The sequence below is a fragment of the Flavobacterium sp. GCM10022190 genome (genome assembly GCF_042656445.1).
GTDB classification, from domain to species: Bacteria; Bacteroidota; Bacteroidia; order Flavobacteriales; family Flavobacteriaceae; genus Flavobacterium; species Flavobacterium nitratireducens.
In genome coordinates this window covers 220,247-232,281 of the sequence record NZ_JBHSOQ010000001.1, presented here as the reverse complement: position 1 = coordinate 232,281, position 12,035 = coordinate 220,247, and the positions used below count along the sequence as shown (strand labels likewise).

At 34.5% G+C, this 12,035-nt stretch carries 11 protein-coding genes; 3 read left to right on the top strand and 8 right to left on the bottom strand.

The window, feature by feature from the left end; all coding sequences use genetic code 11:
* Positions 1-83 precede the first annotated feature (83 nt).
* From rpsB to rplM, 3 genes are all read right to left on the bottom strand, one after another.
* Entirely contained in the window at positions 84-848 is a 765-nt protein-coding gene (gene rpsB / locus ACFPTQ_RS01000; protein ID WP_278034758.1) for a 30S ribosomal protein S2, read from the bottom strand.
* A gap of 176 nt (positions 849-1,024) precedes the next feature.
* On the bottom strand, positions 1,025-1,411 hold the full coding sequence (rpsI, locus tag ACFPTQ_RS00995) for a 30S ribosomal protein S9 (RefSeq protein ID WP_278034759.1): 387 nt from the start codon (positions 1,409-1,411) through the stop codon (positions 1,025-1,027).
* Positions 1,411-1,866 (bottom strand): 50S ribosomal protein L13, encoded by a 456-nt coding sequence (gene rplM, locus ACFPTQ_RS00990; protein ID WP_278034760.1) that lies wholly within the window; start codon positions 1,864-1,866, stop codon positions 1,411-1,413. The genes rpsI and rplM overlap by 1 nt, the downstream gene beginning before the upstream one ends.
* 355 nt (positions 1,867-2,221) lie before the next feature.
* On the opposite strand from rplM, the gene ACFPTQ_RS00985 reads away from it, so the two are divergent.
* Positions 2,222-3,271 (top strand): LacI family DNA-binding transcriptional regulator, encoded by a 1,050-nt coding sequence (locus ACFPTQ_RS00985; RefSeq protein ID WP_379772744.1) that lies wholly within the window; start codon positions 2,222-2,224, stop codon positions 3,269-3,271.
* 65 nt (positions 3,272-3,336) lie between these two features.
* On the opposite strand, the gene polA is transcribed toward ACFPTQ_RS00985, so the two are convergent.
* The 5 genes from polA to ACFPTQ_RS00960 all read right to left on the bottom strand — a co-directional run bounded on the left by polA (position 3,337) and on the right by ACFPTQ_RS00960 (position 10,063).
* A complete protein-coding gene (gene polA, locus ACFPTQ_RS00980; protein WP_379772742.1) occupies positions 3,337-6,180 on the bottom strand; it encodes a DNA polymerase I in 2,844 nt (947 codons plus the stop codon).
* A 521-nt stretch (positions 6,181-6,701) separates the two neighbouring features.
* The gene (locus ACFPTQ_RS00975; RefSeq protein ID WP_379772740.1) at positions 6,702-7,100 is read right to left on the bottom strand and encodes a hypothetical protein; all 399 of its coding nucleotides are present in this window, start codon (positions 7,098-7,100) and stop codon (positions 6,702-6,704) included.
* Between the two features lie 586 nt (positions 7,101-7,686).
* Positions 7,687-8,253, bottom strand: a complete 567-nt coding sequence (locus ACFPTQ_RS00970) for a hypothetical protein (RefSeq protein ID WP_379772737.1) — start codon at positions 8,251-8,253, stop codon at positions 7,687-7,689.
* Between the two features lie 397 nt (positions 8,254-8,650).
* The gene (locus tag ACFPTQ_RS00965) at positions 8,651-9,151 is read right to left on the bottom strand and encodes a hypothetical protein (RefSeq protein WP_379772734.1); all 501 of its coding nucleotides are present in this window, start codon (positions 9,149-9,151) and stop codon (positions 8,651-8,653) included.
* Between the two features lie 237 nt (positions 9,152-9,388).
* Positions 9,389-10,063, bottom strand: coding sequence for a hypothetical protein (locus ACFPTQ_RS00960; RefSeq protein ID WP_379772732.1), 675 nt, complete (start codon positions 10,061-10,063; stop codon positions 9,389-9,391).
* A 363-nt stretch (positions 10,064-10,426) separates the two neighbouring features.
* Between ACFPTQ_RS00960 and ACFPTQ_RS00955 the strand changes: the two genes are divergently transcribed.
* Both ACFPTQ_RS00955 and ACFPTQ_RS00950 read left to right on the top strand, forming a co-directional pair.
* Positions 10,427-11,662, top strand: a complete 1,236-nt coding sequence (locus tag ACFPTQ_RS00955) for a metallophosphoesterase (RefSeq protein ID WP_379772729.1) — start codon at positions 10,427-10,429, stop codon at positions 11,660-11,662.
* A 76-nt stretch (positions 11,663-11,738) separates the two neighbouring features.
* Positions 11,739-12,035 carry a thioredoxin family protein gene (locus ACFPTQ_RS00950; protein WP_278034771.1) on the top strand — a complete coding sequence of 99 codons (297 nt, stop codon included), beginning with the start codon at positions 11,739-11,741 and terminating at the stop codon, positions 12,033-12,035.

The window sequence follows — 12,035 nt, the reverse complement described above, 5'->3', positions numbered from 1 at the left end:
TATCAGAAAGTTAAAAATCTGATTTTGGAATTTGCCAGCCTGTCGGCAGACAGGGATTTAAAATTTGGAATTTAAAATTTGATTTATTCTTCAGTAGCTGGAGCAGCTTCAACAGCTGGAGCTTCTTCAGTAGCTTCTTCTGCAACTTCTTTTTCAGCACCTCTTTCAGAAAGTCCTTCAATAACTGCAGTGGTAACTATAGATAAAATTTTCTCAATTGATTTAGAAGCATCATCATTGGCTGGAATAACGTAATCAACTTCACGTGGATCAGAGTTAGTATCAACCATTGCGAATACTGGAATGTTTAATTTTTGTGCTTCTTTTATTGCGATGTGCTCAGCTTTGATATCTACTACGAACAATGCAGCTGGAAGTCTAGACATATCAGCGATTGAACCTAAGTTTTTTTCTAATTTAGCACGAAGACGATCTACTTGTAAACGCTCTTTTTTAGATAGCGTGTTAAAAGTACCATCTTTCTTCATTTTATCAATAGAAGACATTTTTTTAACTGCTTTACGGATAGTAACAAAGTTTGTTAACATTCCACCTGGCCATCTTTCAGTGATGTAAGGCATGTTTGCAGCTTTTGCTTTTTCAGCAACGATGTCTTTTGCTTGTTTTTTGGTAGCTACGAATAAGATTTTTCTACCTGATGCAGCGATTTTTTTCAAAGCTTCGTTAGCTTCTTCAATTTTAGCTGCAGTTTTATATAGGTTGATAATGTGAATTCCATTACGCTCCATATAAATGTAAGGAGCCATGTTTGGATCCCATTTTCTAGTCATGTGTCCGAAGTGAACACCTGCTTCTAGTAATTCTTTTACTTCTACTTTGTTTGCCATTTTTGTACTAGTTTACGTTCTGTTGATTAGCAATGTATAAATGGCGACATGATCGGCTTTATACATTTAGATGCTAAACTATTTCCTACCTCGATAGGAGAGCAACAATAACTGTGTTTTTTAATTTCAATAAATAATTGATAAAGTCTTGCACCATCTGTACAAGACAGGTAATATTAACGTTTAGAGAATTGGAATCTCTTACGAGCTTTCTTCTGACCGAATTTCTTACGCTCAACCATTCTTGGGTCTCTTGTTAATAATCCTTCTGGTTTTAAGATAGATCTGTTTTCAGCGTTTGCTTCACACATAGCGCGAGCGATTGCCATTCTTACAGCTTCTGCTTGACCAGTAATTCCACCTCCGTAAACATTTACATTTACGTCAAAGTTTTCAGCGTTTTCTGTCATAGACAAAGGTTGCATCACTTTGTATTGTAAAGTAGCTGTTGGGAAATAAGTTGCTAATTCTTTTTTGTTTACAGTGATTTTTCCTGTTCCTTCTGAAACATAAACACGTGCAACAGCGGTTTTTCTTCTACCGATTTTGTGAATAACTCCCATTACTTAAGATCGTTTAGGTTAACAGTTCTTGGTTTTTGGGCCGCTTGTTTGTGCTCAGAACCAACAACAACATTTAAATTTCTGAAAAGTTCAGCACCTAATTTGTTTTTAGGTAACATACCTTTTACTGCTTTTTCTACTAGAGCTGCAGGGTTTTTAGCTTGCAATACTTTAGCAGTTAAAGTTCTTTGTCCTCCTGGATAACCTGTGTGACGCATGTAAATTTTGTCGTCCATTTTGTTACCTGTAAGGTTGATTTTTTCAGCGTTGATAACAATAACGTTATCTCCACAGTCCACGTGTGGGGTATAGCTTGGCTTGTACTTTCCTCTTAAAATCATAGCGACTTTAGAAGCAAGACGTCCTAAGTTATGACCCTCTGCATCTACAACGATCCACTCTTTAGTAGAGTTTGCCTTTGTAGCTGAAATTGTCTTGTAGCTTAATGCGTTCACAATAAAAATTTTTTAATTAAACATTCCGTCCCCAATAAAGGGGTTGCAAAAGTACAATTAATTATTTTAAATACAAATCCAAAAATAAATAATTTTATTTGGTTTCTATGCTGATTATCAATTGGATATTTATTTTGTTTTAGAGGCCTACTTTTTTATAATTAGAGTTGGTGCTTCGGTCTTAAAATTATCTTACATTTGATTTGAAAAATAATTTGATTACCTTGCATTCTTGCTGTATATAGAAGGAAGGGTGAAAATTATTCTTTTTAAAGCCCATTGTTTCTTGAATTTAAACAAATTTTTGCTTTATTTTTCAAGCTAAACAACAAATAATTAAGACAATATATTCAATATGAAAGTTAAAGCTACACTGAAACAAATTGCCAAAGAACTCAATGTTTCTGTTTCTACAGTTTCTAAAGCACTGAATGATAGTCCAGAGATTAGTAATCAAACTAAGGTTAAGATTAAGGAGTACGCTAAACTTAAAAATTACAAACCTAATATTATTGGGTTAAACTTAAAAAACAGAAAAACGAGAACGATTGGTGTTATTATCCCTAATATTTTGAATTCGTTTTTTGCCAAAGTGTTTAGTGGTATAGAAAAAGTAGCCGATGCAAAAGGTTATAATGTAATTACCTGTATTTCTAATGAATCCTTAGTGAAAGAAATCAATACACTCGAAATGTTGAGTAATGGTACTACTGATGGATTTATTTTATCGGTATCACAAGAGGCCCAAAAATTACAGGACTACTCTCATTTTACCGATATTATTAATGAAGGTACCCCAATTGTCATGTTCGATCGTATTGCCGAAGAGGTTGAATGCGATAAAGTGGTGGTAGATGATTATGATTCGGCAATTAATGTAACCCAACGTTTAATAGATACCGGTTGTAAAAATATTGCTCTAATTTCTTCGGTAGATGATTTAAGTGTGGGTAAACTAAGAACCGAAGGATATTTGAAAGCTTTATCAGATAATGGAATTGCGGTTAATGAAGATATCATTCTTCGCACCAATTCAGAAGACGAAATGAAAAAACGAATTGATGCTATTTTTGAAAACAATACAATTGATGGTGTTTTTGCCTTAGACGAACGCGATTCAGTAGCAGCTTTGAAGGTGGCAATTAAAAAAGGCTATAAAATTCCAGAAGAACTTTCTATCATTGGGTTTGCTGATGGAATTTTAGCATCAAGACGTTTAACGCCAAGTTTAAGCACCGTTAGTCAACACGGCGTAGAAATTGGCGAAGTAGCGGCCAAATTACTCATTGACCGCTTAGAAGCCGATGAAGAAAACGAAGCACCTTACCAAACCGTCGTTATTAAAACGAATCTGAAAGAAAGAGAATCATCTAGAACCAAAAAAAAATCCATTTCTAAGAAATAAAGAAATGGATTTTTTGTTTTTTGAGGCTGCTGAAATCTTAATTCTACAATCTGCAATCTAAAATCTTAGTGCGCTTCCAGCCAGTTTTTGCCCATTCCTAAATCCACTACAAAAGGGACATCCAGTTTAAAGGCATTTTCCATTTCATGTTGAATCATAGGTTGGATTCGTTCTAATTCCGAGTTGTGCACATCAAATACCAACTCATCATGTACCTGCAATAACATTTTTGATTTCCAGTTTTCTGAAATTAATTTGTTGTGAATATTAATCATCGCAATTTTGATAATATCCGCAGCCGAACCCTGAATAGGAGCATTCACCGCATTTCGTTCAGCGGCACCTCTTACTACAGCGTTTTGCGAATTGATATCTTTCAGATAACGACGACGACCTAAGATGGTTTGTACATAACCATGATCTCGAGCAAAATCAATTTGCTCAGTGATGAAAGACTTCAATCTTGGATACGTTTTATAATAAGCCTCAATCAAATCGGCGCTTTCCGAACGGGATAAACTCGTTTGATTCGAAAGTCCAAATGCCGAAACCCCGTAGATAATTCCGAAGTTGACTGTTTTAGCATGGCTACGTTGTTCACGCGTTACTTCTTCCAGAGGCACATTGAAAACCTTAGAAGCCGTCGATTTGTGAATGTCTTCGTTGTTTTGGAAAGCCTTAATCATATTTTCTTCACCACTTAAGGCTGCAATGACACGCAATTCAATTTGAGAGTAATCGGCAGAAACTAAGGTGTAATTTTCATCACGAGCAATAAAGGCCTTACGAATCAATCTTCCTCTTTCGGTACGGATAGGAATGTTTTGTAAGTTCGGGTTATTAGAACTCAAACGTCCCGTTGCGGCAACGGTTTGCATATAATCGGTATGGATGCGTCCTGTTTTGCTATCAACTTGGTTGGGTAATGCGTCAATATAAGTACTTTGTAATTTGACCATTTGGCGCCATTCTAATATGTCACGTACAATTTCGTGTTCGTTAGCTAAGTAACTTAATACCTCTTCACCGGTTGCGTATTGGCCAGTTTTGGTTTTCTTTTGTTTGGCACCGCCAATTTTCAATTTGTCAAACAAAATATCACCCAATTGTTTTGGCGAAGCCAGATTAAATTTTTCTCCAGCTGTTTCGTATATTTTTTGTTCGAATGCGTTAATCTCTTTTTGCATTTCTACCGACATTTCTTTTAGGAAAGGAACGTCCAGTTTGATTCCTTCGGTTTCCATAGCAGCCAATACAGGCACAAGCGGAATTTCGATTTCGTCGAATAATTTTTGAGTGGCTGTTTTTTCTAATTCAACAGCAAATAATTCTTTCAGTTGAAAAGTTACATCAGCATCTTCAGCAGCATATTCCTTGATATCTTCTAGGTCGACATCACGCATTGATTTTTGGTTTTTACCTTTTTTACCAATTAAATCTTCGATGGATTTTGGCGAATATTTCAAATACGTCTCTGCCAGAATATCCATGTTATGACGCATATCTGGATTAATCAAATAATGCGCAATCATGGTATCAAATAATTTTCCAGCTACCTTAATATTATAATTCGATAATATTTTTAAATCGTATTTGATATTCTGACCGATTTTTTCAATTTCTGAATTTTCAAAAAACGGTTTGAATTTTTCCGCCAAAGTTTGGGCTTCTTCTTGATTTTCTGGAAACGGAACATAAAAACCTTTGCCTTTTTCATAAGAGAAAGACATACCTACCAATTCGGCATGCAAAGCATCCAATCCTGTAGTTTCGGTATCAAAACATACGGAAGTTTGTTTTTGTAAATTTTGCAACAGCAAGCGAATTCCTAAATCACCTTGAACCACTTGGTACGAATGTGGCGTGTTTTCAAGTGTGTTGTAAAATTGTGTGTGTGCAATTTCAGCATCCTGTCCTGGAGTAGTAGCCGAAAATAAATCAAATTGATCCTCGTTTTTGGGCTGCGGTTTTTTGTATAATTTGGCTTCGTCTACAACTGGTACTTCAGTCTGAGCAGGAGCAGGATTTTTGAAGATAGCATCAAATTGTTCTGCCATTCTTCTAAACTCCAATTCGTTGAACAAAGCATCAGTTTTTTCAACATCCGGTTTCGAAAGTTCGTAGTCTTTCTCGTCAAATGTTACTGGGCAATCCAATAGGATAGTGGCTAATTTTTTAGACAATAAACCTAATTCGGCATTGGCTTCAATTTTGGTTTTGATAGCACCTTTTAATTGGTGTGTATTGGCCAAAAGATTTTCCAGCGAACCAAATTCAGCCAGGAATTTTTTAGCGGTTTTTTCACCCACACCCGGCAATCCAGGAATATTATCGGCTGAGTCACCCATCATGCCCAGATAGTCAATTACTTGTTCCGGTCTTTCAATTTCAAATTTTTCTAAAACCTCTGGAATTCCCCAGATTTCGATACCGTTACCCATACGGGCCGGTTTGTACATAAAGATATTTTCGGTCACCAATTGGGCAAAATCCTTATCCGGAGTTACCATGTACACCTTGTAGTTTTGTTGTTCGGCTTGTTTGGCAATTGTCCCAATCAAATCATCGGCTTCGTAACCTGCCACTTCAATAATAGGAATGTGCATGGCTTTAAGCAAAGCCTGAATATAGGGAACCGCAATCTTAATCGCTTCCGGTGTTGCATCGCGATTGGCTTTGTATTCTGGGAACAATTCGTTGCGCAAATCACTACCGCCTTTGTCAAAAGCAACCGCCAGATGGTCTGGTTTTTCACGCTTAATTACATCCATTAACGAATTCATAAATCCCATAATGGCCGAAGTGTCCATGCCCTTAGAATTAATTCTAGGATTTTTAATAAAGGCATAATAACCTCTAAAAATTAAAGCATAGGCATCGAGTAGAAAAAGACGTTTTTGAGCTGACATAATTATAGTATTTGGATGTAAAAATAAACAAAGCTTTTTAAAAACACTTCATTTAATCTAATTGTTGATTTGGTCATTCGAGACTTTTCACAATCTTGTCATTTCGACGAAGGAGAAATCTCATCCAGTAACTCTACAAAGATTGGTTTTTACAACTGATTTTTTATGGGCGTGCCCTCGTTGCGGAATGATAAGTGGTTTTAGAAAAATGATACAGCAACTAGGTCGTGCTATTCGTTGCAAGTCCTCAACAAGTTGCGCTGTCGCTACACTTGTTTGTGGGCTTTCCACTGCTATCACTCACGCAGCTAAAAGTTCGTAATAATCTGAACCGTCTCTCGCAAGTCTTTGCGAGCGTAGCGAAGCACCCGAGCGAAGCGAATTGAGCTTTAGCTAATCTCATTAAGTTATTCCATGCATATTGAGTAAAAGAAACAATTTGTGTTGTAACCGCGTTACAAACGCTCTGTTTAGTTTTTTAAGAATTTTGGCACTCGATGCAATTGAGCGCCAGATTGGGCTTATAGATTACTATTTAATTCCTTCATTCTATCGTTTATAGCTTGAATTTTAGTTTTTTGTTCTGAAGTTCTTATTTCTGTTTTTTCAAAAATGTGATTGTCAGGCCAAATTAGTTTTGCTTTTATAGCTTCTTCTTTTAAAATAGTATGAAATTTTTCATCAATTTTTTCAAATGCCCAAATTCTCCATTTAGGAATTAACAAAGACCAAACTAGCCAACCTAAAATAAATGAAATTACAAATCCAACCAACATTATTGGTTTTGAAATGAATCCTGACTTATTTAAATAATAGCTAAGTCCCATAAGTCCAAACATGACAAACATTACTGGGAAATTAATCCAAATTTGTCCTTTGTTTAATACTTTGTTTATCTGTATTTCTTCTTCTCTAGTCATATTTTTGGTTTAAATAATTATTTTTTTTAGTGAAGTTATCCTTAATCTTGTCATTTCGACGAAGGAGAAATCTCATCAAGTTGTTCCATAAAGATTGGTTAAGTTGCTACACTCAAGGATTAACTTCGTCGAATTTCATTTTGAGCGGTAGCGTTGGGCTTTAAGGTATAGTCTTGTTTTTTATTTGCTCACTGTTGTGGGCACGGATTACAAATCCGCGCTATCGGTTTAATTTTACAAATCTAAAGCGAGTGAATACCCGCGGTATCAAAAACGCCAATAAGCATGTGTTAATGGCAAGTTTAACCTACAACTTGAAGAAATACCTCAAGGTTATCACCAAAAAATCAAAATCCCAAGCTGGAATTGTATATCCAATGGAAGGAGAAATACCGCTTATTGTAAAAAGCTTTGTTAAGGGCTTAAAATGGGCTTTTTTAAGGTTGTCATTTTTTAAAATTCAATACTCATTGTCAAAAATAAACCTCCTTTAAATCGCTTTAAAAGAGGTCTGATTTTATGTTTTTTTGTCGAAATTAGTTTTTTTGTGATGTTGTGCAACAGCTACCGCTGTTATGCGTTCGTTTTAATTTTTCTCAAAACTGTTCAGACACTTTATCATCATACTCATATTTGTTTCCAAATTATCTTCAATTTGACAAGTAGCATTTAGCATATAAAACACTTTGTTTTCTTTGCTTTTTAAAAGCAAAGAAATTGTTTCAATTGACTTTTTATTATCTGATTTTACGTGTATAAAATATGATTCAAACTTTGTGCTTTTTGATTTTCCACTTTCGACAATTTTTTCGGATGAATTCTTTTCAGTTAGTTGTTTAACAGATTCAAATTCAGTTTTTAAATCATCATTGTTTTTAAAGCTTTTATATTTTTGAACGGAAATAATTTTAGTGAATCCAGTTGTTTCGTCTGTTTGACCAGCATCAATACCAAGTAATATTTGTTTGTCGTCATATTGTTCAACTTTCCAAAACCAATTTTTTGGAATTGTAATTGAAAAATCTTTAGTTGGATACGATATTTTTTGCTTAGCAAACTTAACAGGCAAATTTAAATATTCATCCAGAGTTGTAAATTTTTCAGAACAAGAAGAAAAAAGAATAATTAATAAAGTTAATTTGATAAATTTCATAATTAATGCTGGGTTTCAAAAATGACGCATAACGTCAGACTGTGAAAAAACCTCTCAGTCTTGAAACAAATATAGTTTTTTATTTCTTTTTTGGAGCGAAAAATCGTATTTTTATATATGCAGCCTATCCAAGGAATTTCTCGGCATCAACTACAGCTTAGTAGTTTAGAAGATAAAATTACAGTAGATAATCCGGTTCGTTTTATCGATGCTTTTGTAAATTTTTACACCTTCAAAAACTCGATTATAACCCATTCTAATTTTAGATTTTAGGATTATGACTAAAAAATAAACCTCCTTTAAATCGCTTTAAAAGAGGTCTGATTTTATGTTTTTTTGTCGAAATTAATTTTATGAGGATGTTGTGTAACAGCTACCGCTGTTACCTGCTGTTTTTTTATTTTAGTATAATTTTTCCACCATCTTTATGTTCATTATTTTCTTCACTCCAATTATTGGTTCGCATTAATTTGAGTTTTTCGATGTCTAAATTGTCTGTAAGTTTTATGTTTTTTACAGAACTTTTAAAAACATCATATTGAAAAGGTGGTTCAGCCCATTCCAAAGTATATTGATATGCATCAATTATTTGATTTTCATCATTGGTTTTAATGATTAAAATATCATTAAAATCTTTTATTAAACTACCGCTACCATCATTGTAGCTACTTCCTTTGAACGTTGCTATAAATTGATAATAATTATATTTACCGTTTACAGGCTCAAAAGCTGTAATTATTTTTTTTGGTTTTTTAAATAAACCAAAGTCGTCATCGATATCATCTAATTTCGAATAATCAAAGTCAGAATTTTTTGTTTGCTTTTTGAGTATATAAAGTTTAGTTTCATTTAGTTCAGTCGCTTTATTTAGTTCAGTCGCTTCATAAACTATTTCCATTGATTTGGATTTACAAGAAATTAATACAGATAAAAGTAAAGTTAATATTAAAGATTTGTATAGTTTCATGACTTGTTTTAATCGTTTGGTTTACGAGATGTTCTTCAAAATAGCAGGTAACGGACGAGGCTTGTGGCTGTGGCGATTTCTCAGCAACTCCGCACAATCCTATTCCAATGTTTATTTAAAATTCTGTCGTTCAATCTATTCCCAAACCGCCATAGCGACAAGCCAATGTTATAGGGCGTTTTTCTCATTCGGTTCATAGTTTTCTCTTATTTGGTCAGCCCAAACTGCAACGTAATTGTCAGCCCAATTTTCTCTTTTTTGTTCAGTAGCTTTACTCCAATATCTTTCGTAAAAACTGTTAATCGAGTGTCCGATTTCATGAATTAATAAGTTTTCCAAATAATATCGATTAATCTTTTCTTCAGTCCATTTTAAATACCATCCGTCTTCGTCTTCATTCAAGTCTGTCGTAAAGTCTTTGTAATAGTTTAAGATTTTCGTTAGTGGCTTGTTCTTCCCAAATCTCATTTTGTTGTCTGTCGGGAATGGATTGAGAATGATTAAATATACTCCACTTCCACAAACAAAAGAACCTTGAAATGTTTTTCCGTCCAAATAATCAGTCTTTTTAATTTTTTGAAACCAAATGTGGGTTAAATGGTCTGTATGGTCTTTGGGTAATCGTCCTAGTATTTCTTTTACTTCGTCCACTGTCACAGGGAAATAAAAGTCACGTGAAGGATTGTCAACAATAAAAATCGGAGTTGCTTGTCCCTCGTGTGGGACTGTCAAGTTATGTTGTCTATTGAAAATCTTGTCCGCAAGTTTGGGTCTTTTTCGCCCACCCATTACGTCACCAAATTTTCGGTTTTTCTTCCAAGCTGTATGTTTTTTTGTTTGCACTGTGTCGTCTTTTAAAATGCCCTATAACTCATAAATATACGCAATAAACTTTCACAAATACAGCCAAAATCAGGTAGATAAGCGAAAGTTTTATTTCGCATTATATTTTTTCAAATATATTAAAATATTCTTACAAAATAAAAAAGTTCTCATTAGCCCTGATCGAAGCGGCATCTCCCGATTTAAAAAAACAAGGCTTTTGCCGTAGTTTTTGTTAATCGGGAATATAGCGGAGAGCAGGAGGGGAGATAATTGAATACGAGAACTTTCTGCTCCAAAAAATAAAAAGATTCCGTTAAAGTTTAATTAAGTTGTTCTTTAGTAAGAGAGAGAAGTTGTTAATTTGTGTAAAAATATTTTGCAATGGGTTTTAGGTTGTTGTTTTTTATAGTGTTTCTTTTTATCATCGAATTGTATGCTTTTCAGGCTTTTAAAACAATTCTTAAAGACAGGTGGTTTTTGATAAGTTATGCCGCAATTAGTGTGGCTATCTTGGTTTATATTGTGTATGGCTTTTTTAGTTTTGACCGCTCGGTGGGACAAACTAAGCAAACGATGTTTGTGATGGGCTTGATGCTGGTGGTGTATGTGCCTAAAATTGTGTTGGCGATTGTTTTGTTGACCGAAGATATTGTGCGTGTGGGAACTAGTTTAGTCAATTATACCCTGTACAATGTGCCTCGAAACGAAATTATGCCCAGCAGACGAAAGTTTGTTAGTCAGCTAGGTTTAGGATTGGCTGCGATTCCTTTTTTGTCGCTGATTTACGGAATTACGGTTGGGAAATACAATTATAAAGTCATTAAGCAACGTATCTTTTTCCCGGATTTACCAGATGCTTTTGATGGCTTTACGATTACGCAAATTTCAGATATTCATTCAGGGAGTTTTGATGATGCTGAGAAGATTAATTACGCGATTGATTTGGTCAACGAACAAAATTCGGATCTAATTTTGTTTACAGGTGATATTGTGAATACACATGCTAAAGAAATGCATCCGTGGATTGAAACTTTTAACCGAATTAAAGCACACGAATATGGTAAATATTCTGTTTTAGGGAATCATGACTATGGGGAGTATGTGTCCTGGCCTTCCCAAACGGAAAAAGACCAGAATTTCAAAGAAATAAAAGATTTGTATGGGCAAATTGGTTTTGAGTTGTTGTTGAATGAGCATAGACTTATTCAAAAAGGAGAGGACAAAATAGCCTTGGTAGGAGTGGAGAACTGGGGTAAAAATTTTAAACAAGCTGGTGATTTGAATAAGGCTTCTGAAGGATTGACTAAAGACGCGTTTAAAATATTGATGAGTCATGATCCAAGCCATTGGGAATACGAGGTTAAAAATAATGAGAAACATTTTCATTTAACACTTTCAGGTCATACGCACGGAATGCAGTTTGGGATTGAAATTCCGGGTTATTTTAAATGGAGTTTGGCACAATATGTATATGCGCAATGGGCAGGTTTGTATGAGCATTTAGGACGTTATGTGTATGTAAATCGCGGTTTTGGTTTTCATGCGTATCCTGGTAGAGTAGGCATTATGCCCGAAATTACAGTTATCGAACTAAAAAAAGGGAATGGAGTAGCATAATTCGTTAAAAATGCTACATTTGTATATAAGAAACAGAATTTTTTCTTAGATTTAAAAAAAATAATTCGTTGGTTTTATGTCAAAATTTGGAGAACTTATAAGTGCACATGTTCCAGTGTTAATAGATTTCTATACAGAATGGAATGAATCTTCAGTTTCTATGCATGAAGTAATAAGAGATGTTGCTGCTGCTCTAGGTGATAAAGCAAAGGTGATAAAAATTGATGTGGATAAAAATCAAGAACTAGCCGAAGCCTTACGAATTAAGGGATTGCCAACATTGATGGTGTACAAAAACGGTCAAATGGTTTGGAGACAATCTGGAGAGTTAGATGCTAATTCGCTTATTAGCATTGTGCAAGAGCAAATTTAG

Coding starts and splice junctions, on each gene's coding strand:
- rpsB (WP_278034758.1), bottom strand. CDS start 848: ATGGCAAACAAAGTAGAAGTAAAAGAATTACTAGAAGCAGGTGTTCAC.
- rpsI (WP_278034759.1), bottom strand. CDS start 1,411: ATGGGAGTTATTCACAAAATCGGTAGAAGAAAAACCGCTGTTGCACGT.
- ACFPTQ_RS00985 (WP_379772744.1), top strand. CDS start 2,222: ATGAAAGTTAAAGCTACACTGAAACAAATTGCCAAAGAACTCAATGTT.
- polA (WP_379772742.1), bottom strand. CDS start 6,180: ATGTCAGCTCAAAAACGTCTTTTTCTACTCGATGCCTATGCTTTAATT.
- ACFPTQ_RS00975 (WP_379772740.1), bottom strand. CDS start 7,100: ATGACTAGAGAAGAAGAAATACAGATAAACAAAGTATTAAACAAAGGA.
- ACFPTQ_RS00970 (WP_379772737.1), bottom strand. CDS start 8,253: ATGAAATTTATCAAATTAACTTTATTAATTATTCTTTTTTCTTCTTGT.
- ACFPTQ_RS00965 (WP_379772734.1), bottom strand. CDS start 9,151: ATGGAAATAGTTTATGAAGCGACTGAACTAAATAAAGCGACTGAACTA.
- ACFPTQ_RS00955 (WP_379772729.1), top strand. CDS start 10,427: ATGGGTTTTAGGTTGTTGTTTTTTATAGTGTTTCTTTTTATCATCGAA.
- ACFPTQ_RS00950 (WP_278034771.1), top strand. CDS start 11,739: ATGTCAAAATTTGGAGAACTTATAAGTGCACATGTTCCAGTGTTAATA.